The organism is Novilysobacter longmucuonensis, from assembly GCF_046600735.1.
Classification (GTDB): Bacteria; Pseudomonadota; Gammaproteobacteria; order Xanthomonadales; family Xanthomonadaceae; genus Novilysobacter_A; species Novilysobacter_A longmucuonensis.
In genome coordinates, this window is the sequence record NZ_JBJMAW010000005.1 from 72938 (window position 1) to 98064 (window position 25127).

Annotated in this window: 17 protein-coding genes; 7 read left to right on the forward strand and 10 right to left on the reverse strand. The window is 67.0% G+C overall.

Translation table 11 applies throughout. The features are described from left to right. Positions 1-333 precede the first annotated feature (333 nt). The 6 genes from smc to gyrA all read left to right on the forward strand — a co-directional run bounded on the left by smc (position 334) and on the right by gyrA (position 12796). Positions 334-3852, forward strand: coding sequence for a chromosome segregation protein SMC (smc, locus tag ACJQWM_RS07120; protein WP_332703244.1), 3519 nt, complete (start codon positions 334-336; stop codon positions 3850-3852). A gap of 334 nt (positions 3853-4186) precedes the next feature. Then, the gene (gene zipA, locus ACJQWM_RS07125) at positions 4187-4936 is read left to right on the forward strand and encodes a cell division protein ZipA (protein ID WP_411306742.1); all 750 of its coding nucleotides are present in this window, start codon (positions 4187-4189) and stop codon (positions 4934-4936) included. Positions 4937-5099: 163 nt separating this feature from the next. Continuing rightward, on the forward strand, positions 5100-7445 hold the full coding sequence (ligA, locus tag ACJQWM_RS07130; protein WP_332703240.1) for an NAD-dependent DNA ligase LigA: 2346 nt from the start codon (positions 5100-5102) through the stop codon (positions 7443-7445). A gap of 112 nt (positions 7446-7557) precedes the next feature. Continuing rightward, the gene (epmA, locus tag ACJQWM_RS07135) at positions 7558-8538 is read left to right on the forward strand and encodes an EF-P lysine aminoacylase EpmA (protein ID WP_332703238.1); all 981 of its coding nucleotides are present in this window, start codon (positions 7558-7560) and stop codon (positions 8536-8538) included. Positions 8539-8659: 121 nt separating this feature from the next. Next, complete coding sequence (mtnA, locus tag ACJQWM_RS07140) at positions 8660-9721, forward strand: S-methyl-5-thioribose-1-phosphate isomerase (RefSeq protein WP_332703236.1); 1062 nt, start codon at positions 8660-8662, stop codon at positions 9719-9721. Positions 9722-10150: 429 nt separating this feature from the next. Continuing rightward, positions 10151-12796: a DNA gyrase subunit A gene (gene gyrA / locus ACJQWM_RS07145; protein ID WP_332703234.1), complete on the forward strand. Its 2646-nt coding sequence runs from the start codon at positions 10151-10153 to the stop codon at positions 12794-12796. A 243-nt stretch (positions 12797-13039) separates the two neighbouring features. Here gyrA and ACJQWM_RS07150 read toward each other — a convergent pair whose 3' ends face one another. Then, positions 13040-13519, reverse strand: a complete 480-nt coding sequence (locus ACJQWM_RS07150) for a peroxiredoxin (RefSeq protein WP_332703232.1) — start codon at positions 13517-13519, stop codon at positions 13040-13042. Positions 13520-13694: 175 nt separating this feature from the next. On the opposite strand from ACJQWM_RS07150, the gene ACJQWM_RS07155 reads away from it, so the two are divergent. Continuing rightward, positions 13695-14603: a DnaJ C-terminal domain-containing protein gene (locus ACJQWM_RS07155; protein WP_332703230.1), complete on the forward strand. Its 909-nt coding sequence runs from the start codon at positions 13695-13697 to the stop codon at positions 14601-14603. A 196-nt stretch (positions 14604-14799) separates the two neighbouring features. Here the strand turns inward: ACJQWM_RS07155 and ACJQWM_RS07160 are convergent, their stop codons facing one another. The 9 genes from ACJQWM_RS07160 to lpdA form a co-directional block, all read right to left on the reverse strand. After that, entirely contained in the window at positions 14800-15165 is a 366-nt protein-coding gene (locus ACJQWM_RS07160; RefSeq protein ID WP_332703228.1) for a response regulator, read from the reverse strand. A 104-nt stretch (positions 15166-15269) separates the two neighbouring features. Further along, positions 15270-16262, reverse strand: a complete 993-nt coding sequence (locus tag ACJQWM_RS07165) for a YhdH/YhfP family quinone oxidoreductase (RefSeq protein ID WP_332703226.1) — start codon at positions 16260-16262, stop codon at positions 15270-15272. Between the two features lie 186 nt (positions 16263-16448). After that, positions 16449-17798: a glycosyltransferase family 39 protein gene (locus ACJQWM_RS07170; protein WP_411306743.1), complete on the reverse strand. Its 1350-nt coding sequence runs from the start codon at positions 17796-17798 to the stop codon at positions 16449-16451. An 81-nt stretch (positions 17799-17879) separates the two neighbouring features. Next, positions 17880-18821: a lysylphosphatidylglycerol synthase transmembrane domain-containing protein gene (locus ACJQWM_RS07175; RefSeq protein WP_332703222.1), complete on the reverse strand. Its 942-nt coding sequence runs from the start codon at positions 18819-18821 to the stop codon at positions 17880-17882. A 29-nt stretch (positions 18822-18850) separates the two neighbouring features. Then, a complete protein-coding gene (locus ACJQWM_RS07180) occupies positions 18851-19591 on the reverse strand; it encodes an SDR family oxidoreductase (RefSeq protein WP_332703220.1) in 741 nt (246 codons plus the stop codon). After that, positions 19588-20907: an FAD-binding oxidoreductase gene (locus ACJQWM_RS07185; RefSeq protein WP_411306744.1), complete on the reverse strand. Its 1320-nt coding sequence runs from the start codon at positions 20905-20907 to the stop codon at positions 19588-19590. The genes ACJQWM_RS07180 and ACJQWM_RS07185 overlap by 4 nt, the downstream gene beginning before the upstream one ends. Then, positions 20904-22268 carry a UbiA family prenyltransferase gene (locus tag ACJQWM_RS07190; protein ID WP_411306749.1) on the reverse strand — a complete coding sequence of 455 codons (1365 nt, stop codon included), beginning with the start codon at positions 22266-22268 and terminating at the stop codon, positions 20904-20906. Before ACJQWM_RS07190 ends, ACJQWM_RS07185 begins: the two co-directional genes overlap by 4 nt. Before the next feature lie 687 nt (positions 22269-22955). Further along, positions 22956-23549: an LOG family protein gene (locus ACJQWM_RS07195; RefSeq protein ID WP_332703216.1), complete on the reverse strand. Its 594-nt coding sequence runs from the start codon at positions 23547-23549 to the stop codon at positions 22956-22958. Positions 23550-23680: 131 nt separating this feature from the next. Further along, positions 23681-25105 carry a dihydrolipoyl dehydrogenase gene (gene lpdA, locus ACJQWM_RS07200; RefSeq protein ID WP_332703215.1) on the reverse strand — a complete coding sequence of 475 codons (1425 nt, stop codon included), beginning with the start codon at positions 25103-25105 and terminating at the stop codon, positions 23681-23683. Between the last annotated feature and the right edge of the window lie 22 nt (positions 25106-25127).

Consider the following 25127-nt stretch of genomic DNA (forward strand, 5'->3'; position numbering starts at 1 on the left):
CGAATGTGTTCCCGCGAAACCGAGCAAGCTCGGCTCTACGCTGGTCGCCTTGTGGGCCCGGCGCAGTTCGTCGTGATGGGTGGAGCGTAGCGATACCCACAGTTGCCGTGATCGATCGTTATCGCCTTGGCTCAAGCCATCCTGCGAGTCACCCTTCGACAGGCGGCGCTCACTCCGCCGACGCCAGCCGCGCAGGCCGCTATACTCGCTGGAAATCGCAGCTTTCCAGCCGCGTTACGGTTATTTAAATCAATGGATTAGGTAACAAACCTGATCCACTTTATGAATCAATGCGGCGCGCCACGCGACGCCGCCCAGGGGCCCTCTCGCCGCATGCGTCTGTCCACCATCAAGCTGTCCGGCTTCAAGTCCTTCGTCGATCCCACCACGCTGCACCTGCCGACCAACATGACCGGCGTGGTCGGGCCCAACGGCTGCGGCAAGTCCAACATCATCGACGCGGTGCGCTGGGTGATGGGCGAGAGCTCGGCCAGCCGCCTGCGCGGCGACTCGCTGACCGACGTGATCTTCGCCGGTTCCTCGGCGCGCAAGCCGGTGTCGCAGGCGACGGTCGAGCTGATCTTCGACAACTCCGATCACACCATCACCGGCGAGTACGGCGCCTTCGACGAGATCTCGGTCAAGCGCACCGTTAGCCGCGACGGCGCCAGCCAGTACTACCTCAACGGCGCCAAGTGCCGCCGCCGCGACATCACCGACCTGTTCCTGGGCACCGGGCTGGGCCCGCGCAGCTACTCGATCATCGAGCAGGGCATGATCAGCCAGATCATCGAGGCCCGGCCCGAAGACCTGCGCGTGTACCTGGAGGAGGCGGCCGGCATTTCCAAGTACAAGGAGCGCCGCCGGGAAACCGAGACCCGCATCCGCCACACGCGGGAAAACCTCGATCGTCTCAACGACTTGCGCGATGAAGTTGGTAAACAACTTGAACACCTGAAGCGTCAGGCGCGTCAGGCCGAGCAGTATCAGGCGATCCAGGCCGAGCGCCTGGTCAAGGACGCCGAATGGAAGGCGCTGGAGCATCGCGCACTCGATCGCAAGCTGCAGGGCCAGCGCGAGAAGCTGGGCCAGCAGGAAACCCGGCTGCAGCAGCTCATCGCCGAGCAGCGCGAGGCCGAGCGCGAGATCGAGACCGGCCGCGTGCGCCGCGAGCAGGCCGCCGAGGCGCTCAACAAGGCGCAGGGCGAGAGCTACGAAGTCAGCGGCGCGCTGGCCCGCATCGAGCAGCAGATCCAGCACCAGCGCGAGATGTCGACGCGTCTGCAACGCGCCCGCGACGAGGCCCAGGCGGCGCTGACCGAGGTCGCCGAACACATCGGCAGCGACCAGGCGCAATTCGACGTACTGCAGGCCGCGGTGGCCGAATCCGAGCCGAAGCTGGAAGAGTTGCGCGAGTCCGATGAGGCCCGCCAGGAGGCCCTGCGCGACGCCGAAATCCGGCTCAATGATTGGCAGCAGCGCTGGGACGAGCACAGCCGCGCCCAGTCCGAGGCGGTGCGTGCGGCGGACGTCGAGCGCACCCGCATCGAGCACCTCGACCGCCAGGCGATGGATGCCGACCGCCGCCGCGAGGCGCTCGGCAACGAACGAACCGGGCTGGACCTGGACGCGCTGGCGGCCGCATTCGGCCAGTTGCAGGAGCAGCACGAACTGCAGAAGGAGTCGCTCGACGGCCTCGGCGAGGCGGTCGAGACCCGCAAGGCCGCCGTCGGCGATCTGCAGGAACAGCAGCGTGCCACCCAATCCGAACTCGGCGAGGTGCGCAAGCAGGCGCAGGCCGCGCGCGGCCGGTTGTCGTCGCTGGAGACGCTGCAGCACGCCGCACTCGGCCAGGAGCAGGGCGCCGCATTGAGTTGGCTGCAGGCGCGAGGGCTGGATTCGGCCGCGCGCGTCGGCGAGACGCTGGTGGTCGAGCCGGGCTGGGAGAACGCGGTCGAGACCGCGCTCGGGCAGCTGATCGAGGGCGTGCTGGTGGATGCGCCGGAGGCCAGCTTGGACAGTGCGCTAGTCGATGCGATCGGCGAGCTCGGCGATGGCCGTCTGGCGCTGGTCTCGGCCGAAACCGACACGACGAGCTATGCCACGACCTCGCTGGCAGCGAAGGTGCAGGGCCCCGCCGCAATCCGCCGGCTGCTCGCCCGCCTGCATGCCGCCGAGGATCTGGCGGCGGCGCGAGCGTTGCAGGCGTCGCTGGGCGAGGGCGACTCGGTGATCACCCGCAGCGGTGAGCGTCTCGGCGCCGGCTGGGTACGCGTGCTGCGCTCGGGCGCGGCCCAGCAGGGTGCACTGCTGCGCGAGCGCGAAATCCAGTCGCTGCGGGTCGAGATCGAGGACCTGCAGACGCGCGAGCGCGAGCTCGAATCGACCCTCACCCAGCTGCGCGACCGCCTGCTGGCGGCCGAGCAGCAGCGCGAGGACGCGCAGCGCGCCTTGTACATGGCGCATCGCAGCGTGTCCGAACTGGCCGGCCAGGTACAGAGCCAGCAGGGCCGGCTGGATTCAGCGCGCGGGCGCATCGAGAAGATCGAGGCCGAGCTCGAACAGCTCGCCGCCACGCTCGGCAGCAGCCGCGAACAGGGCCGCGACGCGCGCACCCGGCAGGAAGACGCGGTCGCCCGGATGAGCGCGCTGGAGGACACTCGCCTGCAGCTCGAGACCGAGCGAAGCGCATTGACCGAGGCCCGCGACCAGGCCCGCACGATGGCCCGCGAGTCGCGCGACACCGCGCATGCCCTGGCGCTGACGCTGGAGTCGCAGCGCACCCAGATCGCGGCGCTGTCACAGGCGCTGGAACGCATGGGCGGCCAACGGGGCCAGCTCGATTCGCGCCTGGGCGAACTCGCCGCGCAACTGGCCGAGGGCGACGCGCCGGTGCAGACGCTGGAGGAACAGCGCCAGGTCGCGCTCGAGCAGCGCGTGCTGGCCGAGCAGCAGCTGACCGGCGCACGCACTGCGCTGGACGGGATCGACAACGACCTGCGGCGGTTCGAGCAGACCCGTCACCAGCGCGACGAGCAGGCCCTGCAGCAGCGCGAGGCTATTGGCCAGCGCCGGCTAGAACAGCAGGCGCTGGTGCTCAAGGCCGAACAACTCAGCGCGGCGGTGGTCGAGGCCGGCTTCGTGCTCGAGGACGTGGTCAACACGCTCGACGACGCGGCCGAACCACAGGCGTGGGAGCGCACCGTCAGCGAGCTCGACGCCAAGCTGCGCCGGCTCGAGCCCGTGAACCTCGCCGCGATCGCCGAACACGCCGAGGCCGCGCAACGCAAGGAGTACCTCGACGCGCAGGACACCGACCTCACGACCGCGCTGGAGACCCTGGAGGACGCGATCCGCAAGATCGACCGCGAAACCCGCGGCCGCTTCAAGGACACCTTCGACCGGGTCAATTCCGGCGTGCAGGAGCTCTACCCGCGCCTGTTCGGCGGCGGCCACGCGTACCTGGAGCTGACCGGCGAGGACCTGCTCGATACCGGCGTGGCGATCATGGCGCGCCCGCCGGGCAAGCGCGTGTCCAATATCTCGCTGCTCTCGGGCGGCGAGAAGGCGATGACCGCGGTCGCGCTGGTGTTCGCGATCTTCCGCCTGAACCCGGCGCCGTTCTGTCTGCTCGACGAGGTCGACGCGCCGCTGGACGAAGCCAACGTCGGTCGCTTCTGCGCATTGGTCAGCGAGATGAGCGAGCAGGTACAGTTCCTGTTCGTCACCCACAACAAGGCCACGATGGAAGCCGCGCAACAGATGTCCGGCGTCACCATGCGCGAGCCGGGCGTCAGCCGGTTGGTTTCGGTCGACCTCGCGGAAGCTACGCGTCTGGCTGGGGCGGCTTGAAGCAAGGGCGCTGTCCGCAAAGGACGCGAAACGCGCAAAAGTAGAGCGAAAGAAAAGTAAGGAAGGAAGTAATCGAAGAAGCAGGGTAAGAAGGTAAGGCGAGCCAGACGGAACACGAGGGAATCCCGAAGAACCGGCTTTACCAGCCGTCATTCCCGCGAAGGCGGGAATCCATGCCCCGCGGACTTGCAGGATCGCCGCTCTGGATCCCCGCCTTGGCGGGGATGACATCTGATATACGGGTAAACGAAAAGTAAATTTTTTTCGCCTTTTTTACGCCCTTTTTCGCGTCCTTTTTGCGCCCTTTGCGGGCAACCGGTTTTAGGAGCCCCAGATGTCGGACATGACCCTGCTGCGGATCGGAATCCTGATCGCCGGCGTGATCCTCATCGCCGCGATCGTGTTCTTCGGCCGGCCGCGCCGGCCGGGGCAGGGCAAGCGGGTCGCGCGTGAAGCCGGTAGTGGTTCGCGGGTCGAGCCGACGTTCGGTGAGCAGATTGAAAGCGGATTGGTTGGGCCCGATGACAACGGCGATGCGGCCAGCACCCAGGCCGAGCTCGAATTGTTCGACCGGACCCTCGAAGGCGGTGCCAGCGCGGGCGGCAGCGAGCCGGGCCGCCGCGTCAGCGAGGAGTTCGACAAGATCGTCACGCTGTATCTGGCCGCGCGCGCCGGCGAGAAGCTGCAGGGCACCGACATCGTGGTCGCCGCCGAGAAGGCCGGCCTGACCTACGGCTACATGGGCGTATTCCACCGATTGGTCGAGAATCATGCCGAACGCGGTCCGGTATTCAGCGTCGCCAACATCATGAAGCCGGGCAGCTTTGATATGGCGACCATCCAGGAGCTGGAAACCCCGGCGATCGCCTTCTTCCTGACCCTGCCGGCACCGGTGCCGGCGCTCGACGGCTGGGAAACCATGCTGCCGACCGTCGAGCGCATGGCCGAGCTGCTCGGTGGCATCGTCCTGGACGAGCAGCGCAACGCATTGGGCCGCCAACGCATCGCCCTCATCCGCGAGGAGCTGCGCGCCTATGACCGCGAACGCGAAGCGCCGCCGCTGAGCAAGCCGTCGCGTTGGTGAGCTTTTTTTTTGTGATACGGATTTACGCGGATGGACACGGATAGAGCATTCAGGAATGCTTCTGCGCTTTCGGCCACGCTTGGCTCTTATCCGCGCTGATCCGCGCTGATCCGCGTTGATCCGCGTCGAAAGATTTCACCTCCGCGGACCGCCCTGCGATGCGATGACCATGACCGACGTAGCTACCCGCATCGCCGAGCTGCGCCGTCAACTCGATGACGCCAACTATCGCTATCACGTGCTCGACGACCCGGCGATCCCGGACGCCGACTACGACCGCCTGCTGCGCGAACTGGACGAGCTCGAGCAGGCGCACCCGGAGCTGCTGACGCCCGACTCGCCGACCCAGCGTGTCGGCGGCGCGCCGTCCGGTGCCTTCGCAGCGGTCAGGCACGCGATTCCGATGCTGTCGCTCGGCAACGCCTTCACCGAAGTGGAGGTCGCCGATTTCGTGCGTCGGGTCGAACAGAAGCTCGATCGGGAAAACCCGACGTTCTCGGTCGAGCCCAAGCTTGACGGGCTCGCGATCAGCCTGCGCTACGAGCATGGCCGACTGGTGCAGGGCGCGACCCGCGGCGATGGCGCGACCGGCGAGGACGTGACCGCCAACCTGCGCACGGTGAAAGCCATCCCGCTTCAGCTGCGCGGCGACGACTGGCCGGATGTGCTGGAAGTGCGCGGCGAGGCCTACATGCCGCTGGCCGCGTTCAAAGCCTACAACGAGCGCGCGCTGGCCGAAGGCGGCAAGGTGCTGGCCAACCCGCGCAACGGTGCGGCCGGGTCGCTGCGCCAGCTCGATGCGCGCATCAGCGCGCGGCGTCCGCTCGCGTTCTACGCCTACGGCACCGGGCTGGTCGAGGGCGGCAAGCTGCCCGACACGCATTCGGCCACCTTGCAGCGCCTGCGCGAGTGGGGTCTGCCGGTCAGCGCCGAAAGCCGCGTGGTCAGCGGAAGCGACGGTCTGCTCGGCTACTACCGGCGCATCGGCGACAAGCGCGACGCGCTGCCGTTCGACATCGACGGCGTGGTCTACAAACTCGACGACTACGCCGACCAGCGCGAGATGGGTTTCGTCTCGCGCGCGCCGCGCTGGGCGATCGCGCACAAGTTCCCGGCGCAGGAACAGACGACCGTGGTCGAGACGATCGAGGTCAACGTCGGTCGCACCGGCGCGGTCACGCCCTGGGTGCTGATGCGACCGGTGCACGTCGGTGGCGTCACCGTGACCCGCGCCACCCTGCACAACGCCGACCAGGTGGCGCGGCTCGACGTGCGCGTCGGCGACACCGTGATCGTGCGCCGCGCCGGCGACGTGATCCCCGAAGTGGTGCGGGTGATGCCGGACCAGCGCACGCCCGATGCAGTGCCGTGGTCGATGCCGCGGCAATGCCCGGTGTGCGGCTCGGAGATCGTGCGCGAGGAGGGCGCCGCCGTGTGGCGCTGCTCGGGCGAGTTGACCTGCGCCTCCCAGCGCCGCGAGGCGATCGGCCATTTCGCCTCGCGCCGGGCAATGGACATCGACGGCCTGGGCGAGCGCCACATCGAAAACCTGTCGGAACTGGGCTTCGTCAAGTCCGTCGCCGACCTTTACACGCTGGAGCGCGACGACCTGCTGGAGATGAAGCGCCGCTGCGATGAACGTGACGACACGGTGCCGGGAACCGTCAAGGCCGGCAAGGTCGCCAGCAGGTGGGCCGAGAACCTGATCGCCGCGATTGCCCGCAGCCGCGACACCACGCTGGAGCGCTTCCTGTTCGCCCTCGGCATCGAGCATGTGGGTGAAAGCACCGCCAAGGCGCTGGCGCTCTGGTTCGGCGACATCGAAGTCATCCGGCGCCTGCCGTGGCCGCTGTTCAAGCGCGTGCCCGACATCGGTGGCGAGGTGGCGCGCGCGATCGGCCACTTCCTCGACCAACCCGGCAACCAGCAGGTCATCGATGATCTGCTCGCGCGCGGGGTGAGCATCAGCGATGCGCATCCGCCGTCGCCGAAGTTGCGCGAGGGGCTCGATATGGCGACGCTGCTGGTCGATCTGGATATCCCGAAGATCACCCGCCTCCGCGCCGAGCAGCTTGCCGCCGTGTTCAAGCAGGTGGATGCCCTGATCGACGCGCCGGAGCACAATTTCGTGACTGCGGGTCTTCCGGCCGAAACCGCGCGCGCCCTCGCGGCTTGGCTGGATGACGCCGGCAATGCGCGACTGCTGGGCGAGATTGGTGGGGCGCTGTCCAGGCTCGATGTGATAACCCCGGCCGCGCCGACCACCGTGACTGGGCCGCTCGACGGGCAGAGCGTCGTACTCACCGGCACGCTGTCGGCACTGACCCGCGAGGACGCGAAGGTGCGCCTGGAAGCGCTGGGAGCGAAGGTCGCCGGCAGCGTCTCGAAGAAAACCAGCTTCGTCGTCGCCGGCGAGGCGGCCGGCTCCAAGCTCGCCAAGGCCGAGGAGCTGGGCGTCGAGGTCTGGGACGAGGTGCGGCTGCTCGCGTTTCTTGGTGAGCACGAATGAAGCGCCGTGCATTGGTAGGAGCGGCTTCAGCCGCGAAGACAATGGGCGCCTTGCGCCGGCACCCGGTTCGCATCGCGGCTGAAGCCGCTCCTACGGGGGCGTCGAAATCCTCATGAGCGCCGACTGGCAGCCCACCGCGTCCTTCGAGGTCCTTCGCCTGCGCGCGGCCCTCAGCGCCCGCATCCGCGCCTTTTTTTCCGAGCGCGAGGTGATGGAGGTGGAAACCCCGGTCCTGTCGGTCGCCGGCAACACCGACCCGAACATCGCGTCGTTCTCGCTGCAGTTCAGCGGCCGCACAGACGGCGCGCCGCGTACGCGCTGGCTGCGTACCTCGCCCGAATACCCGCTCAAGCGCCTGCTGGCGGCCGGTTTCGGTGACTGCTTTGAGCTCGGCCGGGTGTTCCGCGATGGCGAAGCCGGAGGTCGCCACAACCCCGAGTTCACGATGCTGGAGTGGTACCGGATCGGCTGGGGCCACCAGCGGCTGATCGAGGAAGCCGCCGCGCTGGTGAACGAGGCGCTGGCACTGGTCGGCCGCAGCGCGCCGTTGCAGCGCACCAGCTACCGCGAGCTGTACCGGCGTGAGCTCGGCATCGATCCGATGCAGGCGAGCGACGAAGACCTGCGCGGCGCGCTCGGCGATATCGTCATCGATCCGGCTGGCCTGACCCGCGACGACTGGCTCGACCTGCTGATGACGCACCGCCTGCAACCGACATTTGCACACGACCGGCTGCTTGCGATTCACAGCTACCCCGCATCGCAATGCGCACTCGCGCGAATCCGCGAAGACGATGAAGGAACGCCCGTCGCGCAGCGCTTCGAGCTGTACCTCGGGCCACTCGAACTGGCCAACGGTTATCACGAGTTGACCGATGCGGCCGAGCAGGGCGCTCGTTTCGAGCGTGACCGCCAGGTGCGCGAGCAGCGCGGCCAACCGTCGCCGCCGCGCGACGCGCGCCTGCTGGCGGCGTTGTCGGCGGGATTCTCGGACTGCGCCGGCGTCGCGCTCGGCGTCGACCGGCTGATGATGGCCATGCTCGGCACCGAACGCATTGCCGATGTGCTGGCATTCGATTTCGCCCACGCCTGAGGCTCCCGCTGATTCCCCCAGCCGTAGGAGCGGCTTCAGCCGCGAACCAGAATCGTCAGCCGATGCATTGTAGATCGCGGCTGAAGCCGCTCCTACAGGATCTCCCGGCTAGAATCGTGACATGACCGACCACACCTTCGACTTCGACCGCTACGACCGCGTCCGTCCGATCCGCTGGACCGGCGACGCGCTCGAACTGCTCGATCAGCGCAAGCTGCCGTTCGTGGTGGAGTACGTGCGCTGCGAGAGCAGCGATGACGTGGCTGCCGCAATTCACGCGCTGACCGTGCGCGGCGCACCCGCGATCGGCATTGCCGCCGCCTGGGGCGTGGTGCTTGCCGCACGCGGGATCGACGCGGCCGACGGCGCGAGCGCACTGACCGAAATGGAACCGGCGATGCAGCGCCTGTACGCGGCCCGCCCGACCGCGGTCAACTTGGGTTGGGCGCTCGCACGCATGCGCCGGACCCTCACGGCCGCTGGCGAGGACTGGCGCGAGGTGATCGAGCGCGACGCCGATGCGATCACCGCCGAGGATCTGGCCGCAAACCGGCGGATGGGCGCGCTGGGCGCGGCACTGATCGGGGAAGGCAGCGGCGTGATGACGCACTGCAACACCGGCTCGCTGGCCACCGCCGGCTTCGGCACCGCGCTGGGCGTGATCCGCGCCGGAGTGGCGCAGGGCCGCATCACCAAGGTCTACGCCGGCGAGACCCGGCCGTGGCTGCAGGGCGCGCGCCTGACTGCCTGGGAGCTGCAGCAGGACGGCATCATGCCGACCCTGATCGCCGATGCGGCGGCCTCGCACCTGATGAAGAGCGGGGCGGTGCAGTGGGTAGTGGTCGGCGCCGACCGGATCTGCGCCAACGGCGATGTCGCCAACAAGATCGGCACCTACCAGCTCGCGTTGTCGGCCCGCCACCACGGGGTCAGGTTCATGGTTGCGGCGCCATCGTCGACGGTCGACATGGCGATGGACTGCGGCGACTCGATCGAGATCGAGATGCGCGATCCCGACGAGCTGTTCGGCGTCGGCAGCGTGCGCACCGCGGCGCTGGAGATCAGCGCATGGAACCCGGTGTTCGACGTCACCCCGCACGAGCTGATCGACGCCATCGTGACCGAGCGCGGCGTCATCGAGCGGCCCGACGCGGCGGCGATGCAGGCGGCATTTGGCGATTGATGCCGATAAGGGCGTTTGACGCGGTTCAACGCAGATGGCGCGGATAAAGGCAAAGCTGGAAAGGCGGTCTGGTCCTGCCATCATGGCCGGTGCGGGTAAAAACCGGAAGACGGCGGGAAGAGGCCGGCCTGCGAAGCCGGTTCCATCGCAAAGTTCCTGTGCTTGATCCGCGCCCATCCGCGTTGATCCGCGTCAAAAAAGCCCCTGATCAAGCACCCAGGCGCGACCTCGGCCCCCAGCCCTGCATCTGCTCCGCAATCTGTCGCTAAACCCTTGTTTTTACGCGGAATCGAACCGGCAAAACGGGTCGATTAGTGCTATCATTTCACGTCTTTTTCATCTGCCCCACGCGCTGTCGCGGAGTGACCCAAAAAACGGTCGTTTCCATGGCTCGCCGGCAGCATCGATCTTGCTTACGACGGAACCCTGATGGCAGAACTCGCCAAAGAAATCATCCCGGTCAATCTCGAAGACGAGATGCGTCGCAGCTACCTCGATTACGCGATGAGCGTGATCGTCGGGCGCGCGCTCCCGGACGTCCGCGACGGGCTCAAGCCGGTGCATCGCAGGGTGCTGTACGCAATGCACGAGCTCGGCGCCCACGCCAACAAGCCGTATTACAAGTCGGCGCGCATCGTCGGTGACGTTATCGGTAAATACCACCCGCACGGCGACCAGTCGGTGTACGACACCTTGGTGCGCATGGCGCAGCCGTTCTCGCTGCGCTACCTGCTGGTCGACGGGCAGGGCAACTTCGGCTCGGTCGACGGCGACTCCGCGGCGGCGATGCGCTACACCGAGGCGCGCATGTCGCGCCTCACCCACGAGCTGATGGCGGATATCGACAAGGAGACCGTCAACTTCCAGCCCAACTACGACGAGAAGGAGCTCGAGCCCTCGGTCATGCCGACCCGGGTGCCGAATCTGCTGATCAACGGTTCGGCCGGCATCGCAGTCGGCATGGCGACCAACATCCCGCCGCACAATCTCTCGGAAGTGATCGACGCCACCATCGCACTGATCGACACGCCCGAGATCGACATCGATGCGCTGATGGAATACATCCCGGGGCCGGACTTCCCGACCGCCGGCATCATCAACGGCACCTCCGGCATTATCAATGCCTACCGCACCGGCCGCGGCCGGGTGCGGATGCGCGCGCGCGCCGAGATCGAGGTCAACGAGGACACCGGCCGCGAGGCGATCGCTGTCACCGAAATTCCTTATCAGGTCAACAAGGCGCGGCTGATCGAGAAGATCGCCGAGCTGGTGAAAGAGAAAAAGCTCGAAGGCATCAGCGAGCTGCGCGACGAGTCCGACAAGGACGGCATGCGCATCTTCATCGAGGTCAAGCGCGGCGAGTCGGCCGAGGTGGTGCTCAACAACCTCTATCAGCAGACCCAGATGGAGTCGGTGTTCGGCATCAACATGGTGGCGCTGGTCGATGGCCGTCCACAGTTGCTGAACCTCAAGCAGATGCTGGAGGCGTTCATCCGCCACCGCCGCGAGGTGGTGACCCGCCGCACCATCTTCGACCTGCGCAAGGCCCGGGCCCGCGCGCACATCCTCGAAGGGCTGACCGTCGCGCTGGCCAACATCGACGAGATGATCGAGCTGATCAAGACCTCGGCCAATCCGAACGAGGCGCGCGAGCGCCTGCTCGCCAAGACCTGGGAGCCGGGCCTGGTCGGTGCGCTGCTTGGCGCGGTCGGCGCGGATGATTCGCGTCCGGAGGATCTGCCGGTCGGGGTGGGGCTGGTCGACGGTCGTTACCAGCTGACCGAAACCCAGGCACAGCAGATCCTGGAAATGCGCCTGCACCGCCTGACCGGGCTGGAGCAGGAAAAGCTCACCGAGGAATACAGGCTGCTGCTGGAAACCATCCGCGGGCTGATCGAGATCCTCGAGGATCCCGACGTGCTGCTGGAGGTGATCCGCACCGAACTGCGCAACGTCAAGGAGGAGTTCGGCGATGCCCGCCGCAGCGAGATCCGCACCAGTGAGGAAGACCTCGACATCCTCGACCTTATCGCGCCCGAGGACGTGGTGGTCACCCTGTCGCATGCCGGCTATGCCAAGCGCCAGCCGGTCAGCGACTACCGGGCGCAGAAGCGCGGCGGCCGCGGCCGGAATGCCGCATCGATGAAGCAGGAGGACTTCATCGACCGGTTGTGGCTGGTCAATACCCACGACACCCTGCTGACCTTCACCAGTGCCGGACGCGTGTTCTGGCTGCCGGTGCACCAGTTGCCCGACGCCGGCCCGAACGCACGCGGCCGCCCGATCATCAACTGGATCCCGCTGGAGGATGGCGAGCAGGTGCAGGCGGTGCTTCCGGTGCGCGAGTACCGCGACGATTGCTTCGTGTTCTTCGCCACCCGCAAGGGCACGGTCAAGAAGACCCCGCTGACCGAGTTCGCGTTCCGCCTGCAGCGCGGCAAGATCGCAATCAACCTGGATGAAGGCGATGCGCTGGTCAGCGTGGCGCTGACCGATGGCTCGTGCGACGTGATGCTGTTCGCCAGCAATGGCAAGGCGGTGCGTTTTACCGAGGATGCGGTGCGCTCGATGGGCCGCACCGCCACCGGCGTGCGCGGCATCCGCATGGGCGAGGGCGAGCAGGTGGTCAGCCTGGTGGTGATCGAAGGCGATGGCGACATCCTCACCGCCAGCGAGCGTGGCTTTGGGAAGCGCACGCCGGAAACCGAGTACCCGCGCAAGGGGCGCGGCACCCAGGGCGTGCTGGCGATCAAGACCAGCGCACGCAACGGCAAACTGGTCGGCGCGATCCAGCTCAGCGACCACCACGAGGTGTTGCTGATCTCCGATGGCGGCACCCTGGTGCGCACGCGCGCATCGGAGATCTCGCAGGTCAGCCGCAACACCCAGGGCGTCACCTTGATGCGCATGGCGGCCGACGAGACCTTGCAGGCGATCGAGCGCATCGATGCTTCGCTGGACGAGGAGCTCGATGGCGAAGGAAGCGAGCTCGAGAGTGCAGGCGATGCCGCAGTGGGGCCGGTTGACGCGGCGGCAGCCGATGACGTGTCTGGCGACGAGGCAGTTCAGCCGTAGCGCTTGGAGCGACACGGATCGGAAAAGACGCCACCTTCGGGTGGCGTTTTTCTTTCCACGCGGCCGACGCGGGAGCAAATCTCCCCCGCACCTCTTTTCCAAAGAGGGGAGACAAGCCCGTAAGTCGGGCCGACAAGCCCAGCCCCCGGCGCATCCAATGCGCTGGGCTTGTCAGCCCAGCCTACGCGAGGCCTTGTGCCAAACGTGATGTCGGCGTTGCGGGAGGTGCGGGTCGAGGCTGCCCTACGGCAGCTGCTTCAGCATGTGCTCGGCCGAGGAAACCCCGAACTCGCCGGGACCCTCGACGTTCAGCTGCTGCACCACGCCGTCCTCGGCGTATAGCGCGAAGCGCTTGGCGCGGGTGCCCATGCCGTAGGCGCTGGCGTCGAGTTCCAGGCCCAGCGCACGGGTGAACTCGCCATTGCCGTCGGCCAGCATCATCAGTCCGCCGGGGACGTGGTGCGCCTGGCCCCAGGCCTGCATCACGAACGGGTCGTTGACTGACAGGCAGGCGACGTCGACGCCGCGGCGGTGGAACTGGTCGAACAGTTCGACGTAGCCCGGCAGGTGCTTCTCCGAGCACGTCGGGGTGAATGCGCCGGGCACCGCGAACAGGACGAGCTTGCGTCCCTCGACCAGGGCCTTGGTGTCGACGGTCTCGATGCCGTCGTGGATTCGCTGCAGCGGGACTTCGGGAAGGTATTCGCCAACCTGGATGCTCATCGGGATCGTCTCTCGGGGGAGTGCGGCCAACGCGCAGTTTATGCGCACCACCTGAAATGCGCGTCAAAGTAGACACGCACTTGAAAAAAAAACCGGCGAGGCCATCTTCTGCGCTACCTTGCGCGATGCTGTCGCGCGCGTACGCTGTGTCGCCGCCTTCGCATCGGGAGTTTTCATGCAGTTCAAGGATTACTACGAAGCCCTCGGAGTCGAGTCCAGCGCCGGCGAAGCGGAGATCAAGACCGCCTACCGCCGGCTGGCGCGAAAATATCATCCCGACGTCAGCAAGGAGGCCGGCGCCGAGGAGAAGTTCAAGGCGGTCAACGAAGCGTACGAGGCGCTGCGCGACCCGCAGAAGCGCGCCGCCTACGACCAGTTACGGGCCCGTGGCTACCGCCCAGGCGATGACGTCCAGCCGCCGCCGGGCGGCTTCGGGGGTGGCGGTGGCGGTTACGCGGGCAACGTCGATTTCGAGGAGATCTTCGCCGGCGGCGGTGCCGGCGGCGGTTTCAGCGACTTCTTCGAAAGCATGTTCGGCCGGGGCCGTGGCGGCGCCGGCGCCGGTCCGCAGCGCAGTCGCCCGGCTCCACCGCGGGGCGATACCCGGGCCAAGCTGGCGATTTCGCTGGAGACGGTCTACCAAGGCGGCAAGGTGCGCATCGGCATCAGCGGCAAGACCTTGGATGTGCGCGTGCCCAAGGGCATCAGGCCGGGCCAGCTGATCCGACTGAGCGGCCAGGGCGAGCACGGCAACCTGCTGCTGGAGATGGAATACGCAGCGCATCCGCAGTTCGAGGTCGACGGCCGCAACGTGGTCCACGTGCTGCCGCTGTCACCGTGGGAGGCGGCGCTGGGCGCGGCTGTCAGCGTGCCGACGCTGGGCGGCCCGGTCGAGCTCAAGATCCCGCCGAATTCTGAAGCCGGTCGCAAGCTGCGACTGCGCGGCCGCGGCCTGCCGGGTGCCCCGCCGGGTGACCAGATCGTGGAGCTGGAAATACTGGCACCAAAGCCGGAGACCACCGCACAGCGCTCGGCGTATCAGGCCCTGCGCGATGCGTTCGAGGAGGACGGGCGACGGTCGTGAGCCGGAGATACTGACCTGGCTTCAGGGCCCCGGCTCCGCGCGCCTTGGCTCCATATGCGTGGCCTCTGCATCTTTGTAGGAGCGGCTTCAGCCGCGAGCTGTTCGGCAACGGCGCACTCGGTGCGTTCGACGCGTTATCGCCCAACGGCGCAGATGCTCGCGGCTGAAGCCGCTCTTACAACAGCCGGAATCTGCCTCAACCCGGCAGCAGCTGGCCGATGATCTCGGCCAGGTCGGCCTCATTGAACGGCTTGGTGATGTAGGCCTTGGCGCCCTGGCGCATGCCCCAGACGCGGTCGGTGTCCTGGTCCTTGGTGGTCACCAGCACCACCGGAATGTGGCGGGTGGTCGGCTCGCGGCAGATCGACCGCGTGGCCTGGAAGCCGTTGAGGTTCGGCATCACCACGTCCATCAGCACCAGGTCGGGGAGCTCGCGCTTGGCCGCTTCGACACCGGCCGCGCCATCCTCGGCCGTCACCGCTTCATGGCCCAGCTTCTCCACGATGCGGCGGATGCCCATCAACTGCGAGGGCGAATCATCCACGATCAAGATACGAGCCATAGTCTTCCCCTAAACGTGCCGCCGATTGTAGCGATGCAGCGCGTGGCCGCAAACGGCCACCACTGGTGCGGCCGCAGGGACATGCGGGGGAGGGTGATGACCGATCAGATCGTCACCAGGGTGCGGCCGATCGAACCACCCGCGAGCATGGTCGGGAACACCTCCGGCAGCTGGTCGAGGCCGACTTCGCGGGTGCAGATGCGGTCCAGGTGCATGGGTTTCCAGTCGCTGGCCAGGTGCTGCCAGACGGCCTCGCGGATATCGCGCGCAGTGCCGGCCGAGGCCACGCCCAACAGCGACACGCCGCGGATGATGAAGGGCATCACGGTGGCGTCGAGCCCGTGCGACGCAGCCAGACCGGCACTGGCGACATTGCCGTAGGGCGCGGTCTGCGCAAGCAGGCTGGCGAGCATCGGCCCACCGACGTTGTCGAGCCCGCCGCCGAAGCGCGCGGTCTCCATCGGCCGGGTCGTGGCGAGGGCCTCGCGGCCCAGCACTTCGCTGGCGCCGATGGCCTTCAGGTAACTCGCCTGGTCGGCCTTGCCGCTGATCGCGTGCACCTCGAAACCGGCGCGGCTGAATATGTCCAGGGCGAGCGAACCCACCCCGCCGCTTGCGCCGGTGACCGCGAGCGGCCCGAGCTCGGGCCCCTGCCGGTTGTCGAGCATGCGGTACAGCGCCAGCGCCGCGGTGAAGCCGGCGGTGCCGAGGATCATGCTCTCGCGCAGGGTCAGGCCACTTGGCAGCGGGATGGCCCAGCGCGCCTCGAGCCGTGCATATTCGCCGTAACCGCCGTCGCGGGTCTCGCTGAGGCCGCAGCCGGTGACGAGCACCGCATCGCCTTCCCTGAACTTCGCGTCACTTGAGGCGACCACGTGCCCGGCGACATCGATGCCGCCGACCAATGGGAACCGGCGCAGGATCTTGCCCTCGCCGGTAGCGGCCAGCGCGTCCTTGAAATTGACCGAGGAGTGCGCGGTCCTGATCACGACCTCGCCCGGCGCCAGCTCGTCGAGCGAAACCTGCTCGATGCCGCTGCGGTAGCCGGCCTCGTCGCTGTGGATGCGAAATGCCTTGAATGCCGTCGGCGTCGTCATTGCTGTGCTCTTCATCCCGCCGTTCGGCAGGCTCAGGAGAGCCGACCTGCGGTCACGCGGGAATTTTTCGGGAGATGAGCCCCGATGATATCCGGATGCGGACCGCTCCGATCTGGATCGGCCGACCGACCGAGCCGGACATGCGAATCGGAACAACAGCTCGTGCAACCGGATACGGACAGCGGATCACGCACGCGCTCTGCGGACGGCGGCGAGCAGCGCTTGCAGCGCGACACCGGCGAACAGGAACAGGACCGGCTCGAGGTGCATGCGATAGCGCGCGTGCACGCCCGAAATGGCATATGAAAACGTGAGCACCGCAAGCAGAAGAAACACGATCGCTGCGCCGTCGGCGTTCAGACGCTCGGAGCGCCCGCGAGCCATCAGGAATGCGCCGGCCACGGCCAACGCGTTCACGACAAGCCAGGGCGCCCAGTACAGGAAGCCGTGTGTCAGCGGGTCGGTCCAGTCGAACAGCCAGAGCAGTGCGACCTTCTGTGCGGTGAGCGTGATCAGGTGTGTGGCACCGAGCCGGCCCATGAAGCGCGAGGTGTCTTCGGCGAACGCATCCTGCACGCGATTCTCGTAGCGCGCGCCGGGCGCATCGCCGAGTGGGACACCGTCGCGGATCGAGTCGATGGCGGCGAGGCTTTCCGGCGCGGTCCCGACCTGGTTGCCGGAGCCCTGGGCGTAGGGGCCGAACGCCTTCCACAGGTTGTAGTCATTGGCGTTGGCCACGAGGATCACGCGCTCGAACACCACGTAGTTGCGTATCGCCCACGGCGTTACGACCAGTGCTGCCCCGATCGCGAGCGCCGCTGCGGAAAGCAATGCGGTGCGCCAGTGCACACGATAGCGCCACAGCAGCAGAAGCCCGGCGCCAGCGCCGACCAGGAGCATCTCCGATCGCGTCAGCACCGCGATGCCGCAGACCAAACCGGCGGCGAGCGCCGGCAGGATTTCGCCGCTGCGCAGCGCGCGTACCAGTATCAGTGCGAACGCGAGCAACAACGCTACCGTGAAGTTCGTCGCGTGATAGGTGGTCGAGACGAACACGAACGTCGGATAGAAGCACAACACGAGCGCGCCGGCGCCGGCGGTAATGCGGCCGAGACCGGCTCGGCGCGCGAAGAGGTAAAGTAGACCGGGGCCGAGCGCGCCCACCAGGACATTGAGCGCGATGTACGCCGTACGCGCGCCTGCACCATCGCCGAGCAGCGAAAACAGCCCTAGCCACAGATACGAGGTCAGCGGCGGCATGTAAGCCGATGCGTAGGGCGCGCCAGTGCGATCGCGCATGCAGAGATCGCCGTCGGTCTGTAGCGCGCAGAGACCTTGCTGGCCGTATTCCCAGGTCGAAGCGCCGCCACTCACATCGGCAAGCAGGAAAGCCGCCATGGTGCGCACGAGCAGGGCCAGCGTGACCAGGCAGAGCGCCACGCGCCCTTCCATCCCGGTGCTGAAAACCCGTCCCCGCATGAATCCGGGCGTGGGCCGCCACCGCGTTGCGTCTAACGCCTCGACAACCATCGCCATCAACTCCCGCGAGCTTACGTAACCGCCTGCCACGTCCGACGACGCCACGCCACAGCGGAGCACGCCACGGCGGAGTCGGGCCTATTTATCGAGTGAACATGAAAGGACCGGAACGCCGATCCCGACCGCAAACCACAGGGTGGTCAGTCTTATGAGCACGGTCGCCGCGATGGCATCGGGGCCTGGAATCCCCTGCCACGCGAGGAGCGTCACCATCGCGAATTCGGCCCCACCCAAGCCGCCCGGCATGAAGCTGAGAGCGCCCGCGAGCATCGATATCGCATAGACGAACACGGCAAAACCCAGCGGCACATCCAGCCCCATCCACTGCAGGATCAGATGGAAAGCCCATGCTTCGGCTGCCCAGGCGACCAGGCTGAGCCCGGTGGCGCCCGCAAGCAGGGCGGGTGTGTGGCAACGGCGCGCCTGCAGCAGGACCTGCAACCCGTCGCGCAACAGCGACGCGATACGAGCGGTTCCGGTGACAGCGCCGTGGAGCCGCTGCAGCAGTCCCTGGCTGGATAGCACCAGGAACGCTGCCACGACGCCGGCGGCGCCGACAGCGACCATGGGCTGCGACATCGGGTACACCGTCAACCCGAACAACGTGAGTACGACCACCGCCAGCAGATCGGAAAGACGCTCACTGAGGAACGCCGCGAGACTGGTGGGGTAGGGCGTGCCCAAGCGCTTGAGCAGGACGCCGCGCAATGCCTCTCCCGCCTTGCCGGGCGTGGTGGTCAGTGCGAACCCGGCGATGTAGATCTTCAGGCTCGGCCGCCATGGCACCGGGTGATCCATGGCCCGGAGATATGCCTGCCAGCGGATGAACCGAAGTCCGTAGTTGGCCAGGGACAGCGACAGCGCCGCCGCAACACCGAGGACGCCCACCTTCCCGATGGCCGCCAAGACCTCCTGCCAGCCGCTCCAGAGCGCAAAGCCGAGATAGCCAGTTGCCGCCAGCAGCATTGACCCGACCACCGCACGGGTGTGCCAGCCCGGCAGCGACTGGGTGCTGTCCAACACGGCCGGCGCTGATGGCAGGGGGGCCGTCACAGCGCCATCCGCTTGAAGACCGCACGGGGAATGCCCTGGATGATCATCATCAGGTACAGCCAGAACGCAGGTGCGTAGAGCACGTCCGCCCTGCGCTCGATACCGGCCACGATCAGCCGGGCAATGGTGTTGGGCTGGGCCACCAGCAAGGCCGGCAGCGGCAGGCCCTGAGTCATGGGCGTTGCCACGAAACCCGGACGGATGTCGGTCAGCGATACGCCGGCCTTGAACAGGCGCGCCCTCAGGCCTTCGCAGTAGACAGAAACGGCGGCCTTGGCACTGCCGTAGACGTAGTTGCTCGGCCGCCCGCGATCGCCGGCTACCGAGGTGATCACGCCGATCGCGCCGCTGCGCTGGCGTTCGAACTGGTTGGCGAGGACGGTCAGCAAGGCGATCACCGAAGTGCCGTTGGTGGTGAACTCGCGCAGGGTCAGATCGGCATCGGCTTGGCAGGCCGCCTGGTCGGGCAAGGTCCCGTGCGCGACCAGGGCTATGTCGAAGCCACCGAGCGCCTGCACAGCCGCATCGACCATCGCCAGGTGAGCAGGCACATCGTTGGCGTCCATTTGCCGCCGGTGCACAGCCGATGCGCCGCGCACCGACAGGTCTGCGGCGAGTGACTCGAGCTTTTCGGCGTCGCGGCCGACCAGGAATAGGTGCGCGCCCCCTGCTGCCCACAACCGGGCGCATGCACCGGCGATGGCGGAAGTCGCGCCGATGATCAGGACCCTCTTCATCGGGTAACCCGCTCCCAGAAGCGCGACAGCAAGGCCGGGTCGCGTAGGGCTTCCACCTCGCTCCAGCCGGGATAGCTGCTGCGGAAGTCTTCCCCGCTCATGTGCGCATCCTTGGCCGGGTATATTCGTCCTCCCGCCGCCCTCACGATGGCATCGAGCCGCGGAAACAGGGCGGTGTCCAGGCGATCGGTCTGTGGAAAGTCCAGGGCGAGCGTCGTTCCCGAGCATGGGAACGAGATCAATCCCGGCGAGCGCGCCGGCCCGCACCGCTTCAGCACCGCGAGGAACGAACCTGCCCTGGAATCGGCGATGGCAGCCAGCAGCGCGTGGATGCCGGTGCGTTCCTCTCCCTCCGGGATCACCGCCTGGTACTGCTGGAAGCCCTTGGGCCCGTAGATGCGGTTCCACTTCAGTATCGCGTCGAGCGGGTAGAAGAACGGGGCGTAGCCCACCCGCGCCCGGCTGCGCGTCCGCGGCGCCTTGCGCCAGTGCAGCTCGTTGAAGGTACGCAGCATCAGGCCGTTGACCAGCGACACCGGAGGCGTCAGCGGTACGGTGAGCTTGCGTGGATTCTCCACGGCGAGCGGCCCGTCCTCGGCGAAATCACCGGCCATGTGGATGCCGCGTCCGATGGCGTTGCCGGTGGCGGCGCAGTCGATCCACGCGACGCAGAATTCGTGCTTGTGGTCGAGCTCGGCCGAGAGCGCGAAGAATTCATCGAGGTCGCCGAAGCGCTGCGTGACACGGTCGATCTGGCTGGAGCGTATCGGCACGAGCTGGATCTCGGCCCATTCGATCAGTCCGGTCAGGCCCAGGCCGCCGACCGTCGCATTGAACAGTCCAGCCTCGCTCCCGGGAGAGCAGACCTGATGCCCCGAATCGGAGCGGAGCAGTCCAAGCTGTCGGACGTGGCGGCCGAAGGTGCCCCGGCGGTGGTGGTTCTTGCCATGGACATCGTTGGCGATCGCACCGCCCAGCGTGATGTACTTGGTCCCCGGCGTAACCGGCAGGAACCACCCCCGGGGGATCGCCACCGAGAGGATGTCCTCGAGCGTGACCCCTGCCTCGGCCACAAGTACGCCGGCAGACCAGTCGGCGCTGATGAAGCGATCCAGCGGCCGCATGTGGAGCACATGGTCGCTGGCGGCCAGGCAACTGTCACCGTAGCTCAGGCCCGCCCCATAGGGCAGCGTGGTGCCTTGTGCCTGCCTTGCCTGCGCCAGCTTGCGGGACAACTCATCACGCCAGTTGCAGCTCGTGGGAAGCTGCGGAAAGCGCGGATGCTTACCCCATGAAAGCAGTCGAGCGGTACTCATGCCGCAGCCCAGAACACCAGCGCGAGCAGCGCACCGATGGAGACACTGATCCGGTCCTTGACGGCGAAGATGACCGGGTCCTCGTTCATCTCGCCGCGATGGGCCAGCATCCAGACGCGGCTGATCCAGGTGAGCAGCAACGGGCAGGCGAACCAAATCAGCTGCTGGTGCCTGTAGTGCTGCGCGGTGCCGGCATCGTTGATGTAGAGCGCCAGCACCATGACGGCCATGTAGCCGGCGGCCGCACCCAGCGAAGCGATGATCTGCAGGTCGTCCGGGTAGTAGCCACGCCCGCTGGCCATTTTCCTGCTTCCATGGGCACGTACCTGGAAGAGCTCGGCATAACGCTTCACCAGGGCGAGGCTCAGGAAAATGAACATCGAGATCGCCAGCAGCCAGAAGCTCAGTGGAATGCCCAGGACGAGGGCGCCGACGATGATGCGCATCGTATAGAGCCCTGCCAGCGTGATGACGTCGATGACCATGCGGCGCTTGAGCGACATCGAGTAGGCAAGCGTCAGCGCGTAATACGCAGCCAGTCCCACCGCGAAGTCCGGTGGCAGCCGCCAGACCGCGAGCGCGAAGGCGGAGGCGAGCAGCGCCGGAAAGGCGACGAGCCCCGACTGGATCGACAGCCGCCCCGATGCGAACGGGCGCGACCGTTTGCTGGCGTGCTTCCTGTCGTCGCGCAGGTCCAGCAGATCGTTGAGGATGTACACGCTGGATGCGCACAGGCAGAAGCACACGAAGCCCACCAGCGTACTGAGCACCAGCGGAACCTCGGCATAGAGGTGTGCCGCCAGTAGCGGCACGAAGATCAGCAGGTTCTTGAGCCACTGGTGGACCCGCAGCGCCTTGATCCAGTCCCCCATGGTCGGCCGCTTGGAACTCAGTACCTCCGCGACGTTGCCGATCGCCCGTGCACGCCGCTCGACGGCCGGCGAGGCATTGACGACGTAGGTATGCCGCGCCGCGCCCCATACTGGCAGATCGTCGCGCGAGTTCCCGGCGTAATCGAAACCGCCACTGCCGAACATCCGCACCAGCACGTCGCGCTTGGTGTTGGCTGATAGGTTGCGACCGGCGTCGGTGGCGATCACCTCATCGAAGAGCGCGAGGTGCTTTGCCACGCGGGAGGCCAACCGCAGGTGGCTTGCCGTAGCCAGAATGACCCGCCTGCCGCGGTCACGTTCGGCCTTGACGAACTCGATGACCGCCGTCTCGTAAGGCAGGACGGAAACGTCCAGCTCCGTCGCGTGGGCCAGCTGCTGCTTCAGCGCCGCTTTACCACGGGTCAGCCATCGCAGGGTCGCGAGCATCCGATACGGCTGGTCGCGCAGGAACATCAGCCCGGTCTCCATCAGGAGATCGGACCGGAGCAGCGTGCCGTCGAGGTCGACGACCAGCGGGGGTAGCGCTGCCAGCCTGCCGTCGGGTGGCGGCGTTGCCGGAGTACCGTCCAGATCGATGACGCGCGGGGACGGCGTTTCCCGTGCGCCATGGAGCTCAGGAGCGCGAGGGGGAGGCGCTTCCAGCGTGCCGCCGAAATCATTGGCGTGGGGGGAGGGCGATTCCAGAGCGTCGTCGAAATCGAGGACGAGCGGGGGGGGCGTTGTCATGTCGCATCTCCATGCGTGTAGGGACGCGCCACTCATGCAGCCGGATGGCGTGCTGACCACTGCCGGGACCAATCTGCCAACTCGTCTCCAGATCGATCTCTTTGGGGGGGGGAACGCGTGGAGGTTCGCGGACCGGACATTGCCCGCCTGGCATGGAACTTGAGTGGGCCCGCGCCGACCCCGGACCGGGGAGAGAACACGGTGGAAGCCGCGGCAGCGGCGGTTCCCGCGGCATCCGTGGTCCAGTTGTTCGGGTGGCCTCGACGGGCCGATCGGCGCGTCTCAGGCGAGCAGCGTGCGGGAGCCGTCGCGGGTTACGGGCTGCGCTGGTGCGGTTGCGGGCATCGCCGGTCGACCCGCCGATCCATCATCTCGACCATGGGCGCAACTGCGCCGGGATTACGGCAGCATCGGTGCCGCGGCCTGGCGTCAGCGCAAATCCTTGCGCCGCTTTTCGTCCAGCCACTTGTCCGCTCGCACCGGCGCGTAGTTGCGCATCCAGGCCAGCAGCGCGTCGATGTCCTCGCCGTGCCACAGGTCGCGGCGCTGCTCGGCGTGCAGGAAACGCTCGGCGACCATGCGGTCCATCATGGATATCAGCGGCGCATAAAAGCCTTCGACGTCGAGGAACGCGCAGGGCTTGTCGGCGATGCCGATCTGGCGCCAGGTCAGCATCTCGAACATTTCGTCCAGCGTGCCGAAACCGCCGGGCAGGGCGATGAAGCCATCGGCAAGATCGAACATGCGCGCCTTGCGCTGGTGCATGTTGGACACGACCTCCAGCCGCGTCACCCCGCGGTGCGCCACTTCCCATCCGACCAATTGTTCGGGAATAACGCCGACCACCTCGCCGCCGGCCTGCAGCACGGAATCGGCGATGATGCCCATCAGGCCGACGTTGCCGCCGCCGTAGACCAAGGCGAGGCGCTGCTCGGCCAGGCGCCTGCCCAGGGCGACGGCGCGTTCGGCGTAGACCGGGCGGGAGCCGGGGTTGGAGCCGCAGTAGACGCAGATCGATTTCATGACCGGTCTTCGTAGGAGCGGCTTCAGCCGCGATGGGTTGTGCGTCGACGCGGTTCCATCGAAAGCATCGCGGCTGAAGCCGCTCCTACGACCGGAGAGAATCCAGTCGGACGGCGGCGTACCGCCGTGCCTCAATTGGCCTTGTGGATCGCGCGCTTGTCGACCGACATCGCCGCTTCGTGCACGGCCTCGCTCAAGGTGGGATGCGCGAAGCAGATGCGCGCGAGGTCATCGGCGGCGCCGTTGAACTCCATCGCGATCACGCCGCTGTGGACCAGTTCGGACACATTGGCGCCGACCAGGTGCATGCCGACGATGCGGTCGGTCTCGGCGTGCGCGATCACCTTGACCAGGCCGGCCGGCTCGTTCATCGCGACGGCGCGACCGATCGCGGCGAACGGGAAGCTGCCGGTCCTGACCGGGATGCCCTCGTCCTTGCATTGCTTTTCGGTCTTGCCGACCCAGGCGATCTCCGGCTCGGTGTAGATGACCCACGGCACCGTATCGAGGTTGACGTGGCCGGGCAGGCCCGCGATCAGTTCGGCCACGGCGATGCCTTCCTCGGTGGCCTTGTGGGCGAGCATCGGGCCGCGCACGCAGTCTCCGATCGCCCAGACGCCGTCAACGCCGGTGTGGTTGTGCTCGTCGACCTCGACCATGCCGCGTTCGTCGAGCTTCACCTCGGTGCCCTCGGCCAGCAGCCCCTTGGTCGCGGCGCGGCGGCCGACTGCCACCAGCAGCTTGTCGACGACCAGCTTGTGGTCGGCCTTGCCGTCGTTGTAGGTCAGATGGACCCCGTCCTTCTTGACTTCGGCCTTGCCGACCTTGGCGCCGAGCTTGATGTCCAGGCCCTGCTTCTTGAACTCCTTGGCAGCAGCCTTGGCGATGTCGGCATCGGCGGCGGCGAGGAACTCTGGCAGCGCCTCCAGAATGGTGACTTCGCTACCCAGCCGGTTCCAGACGCTGCCGAGCTCCAGACCGATCACGCCGGCGCCGATCACGCCCAGGCGCTTGGGCACCTTGTCGAAATCCAGCCCGCCGACGTTGTCGACGATGCGCTCACCGTCAAACTTGGCAAACGGCAACTCAATCGAATCGGACCCCGCGGCGAGGATCACGTTGGCGGCCTTGAGCTCGACCTCCGAGCCGTCGTGTTGCTTGACCTTGACGAGGTTGCCTTTGTGCAGGGTGCCGAAGCCGTAGAAAGGAGTCACCTTGTTGGCCTTGAACAGCATCGCGATGCCGCCGGTGAACTGCTTCACGATCTTGTCCTTGCGGCCGATCATGGTGCCCACGTCCATCTTCGGCTTCTCGGCCGAGATACCGTGGTCGGCGAACATATGGGTGAGATTGTGGAACTGGCGAGAGCTGTCGAGCAGCGCCTTCGACGGGATGCAGCCCACGCGCAGGCAGGTGCCGCCAAGGGCCGGCTTGTCGTCCTTGCCGAGCGCCGCGTCGATGCACGCGGTCTTCAGGCCGAGCTGCGCGGCGCGGATGGCGGCAACGTAGCCACCCGGGCCAGCGCCGATCACGATTACGTCGAATTGTTCGCTCATTGTCAGGTCCTTGTTCCAGTTC

What these genes read in the sequence shown, in the direction of transcription:
- ACJQWM_RS07180 (WP_332703220.1), bottom strand. Translation starts at nt 19,591, where the DNA reads ATGAAGAGGGTCCTGATCATCGGCGCGACTTCCGCCATCGCCGGTGCA.
- gyrA (WP_332703234.1), top strand. Translation starts at nt 10,151, where the DNA reads ATGGCAGAACTCGCCAAAGAAATCATCCCGGTCAATCTCGAAGACGAG.
- smc (WP_332703244.1), top strand. Translation starts at nt 334, where the DNA reads ATGCGTCTGTCCACCATCAAGCTGTCCGGCTTCAAGTCCTTCGTCGAT.
- lpdA (WP_332703215.1), bottom strand. Translation starts at nt 25,105, where the DNA reads ATGAGCGAACAATTCGACGTAATCGTGATCGGCGCTGGCCCGGGTGGC.
- ACJQWM_RS07165 (WP_332703226.1), bottom strand. Translation starts at nt 16,262, where the DNA reads ATGACGACGCCGACGGCATTCAAGGCATTTCGCATCCACAGCGACGAG.
- ACJQWM_RS07150 (WP_332703232.1), bottom strand. Translation starts at nt 13,519, where the DNA reads ATGAGCATCCAGGTTGGCGAATACCTTCCCGAAGTCCCGCTGCAGCGA.
- ACJQWM_RS07170 (WP_411306743.1), bottom strand. Translation starts at nt 17,798, where the DNA reads ATGGCGATGGTTGTCGAGGCGTTAGACGCAACGCGGTGGCGGCCCACG.
- ACJQWM_RS07195 (WP_332703216.1), bottom strand. Translation starts at nt 23,549, where the DNA reads ATGAAATCGATCTGCGTCTACTGCGGCTCCAACCCCGGCTCCCGCCCG.
- ACJQWM_RS07160 (WP_332703228.1), bottom strand. Translation starts at nt 15,165, where the DNA reads ATGGCTCGTATCTTGATCGTGGATGATTCGCCCTCGCAGTTGATGGGC.
- mtnA (WP_332703236.1), top strand. Translation starts at nt 8,660, where the DNA reads ATGACCGACCACACCTTCGACTTCGACCGCTACGACCGCGTCCGTCCG.
- ACJQWM_RS07190 (WP_411306749.1), bottom strand. Translation starts at nt 22,268, where the DNA reads ATGGAGACCGGGCTGATGTTCCTGCGCGACCAGCCGTATCGGATGCTC.
- zipA (WP_411306742.1), top strand. Translation starts at nt 4,187, where the DNA reads ATGTCGGACATGACCCTGCTGCGGATCGGAATCCTGATCGCCGGCGTG.
- epmA (WP_332703238.1), top strand. Translation starts at nt 7,558, where the DNA reads ATGAGCGCCGACTGGCAGCCCACCGCGTCCTTCGAGGTCCTTCGCCTG.
- ACJQWM_RS07185 (WP_411306744.1), bottom strand. Translation starts at nt 20,907, where the DNA reads ATGAGTACCGCTCGACTGCTTTCATGGGGTAAGCATCCGCGCTTTCCG.
- ACJQWM_RS07155 (WP_332703230.1), top strand. Translation starts at nt 13,695, where the DNA reads ATGCAGTTCAAGGATTACTACGAAGCCCTCGGAGTCGAGTCCAGCGCC.
- ligA (WP_332703240.1), top strand. Translation starts at nt 5,100, where the DNA reads ATGACCATGACCGACGTAGCTACCCGCATCGCCGAGCTGCGCCGTCAA.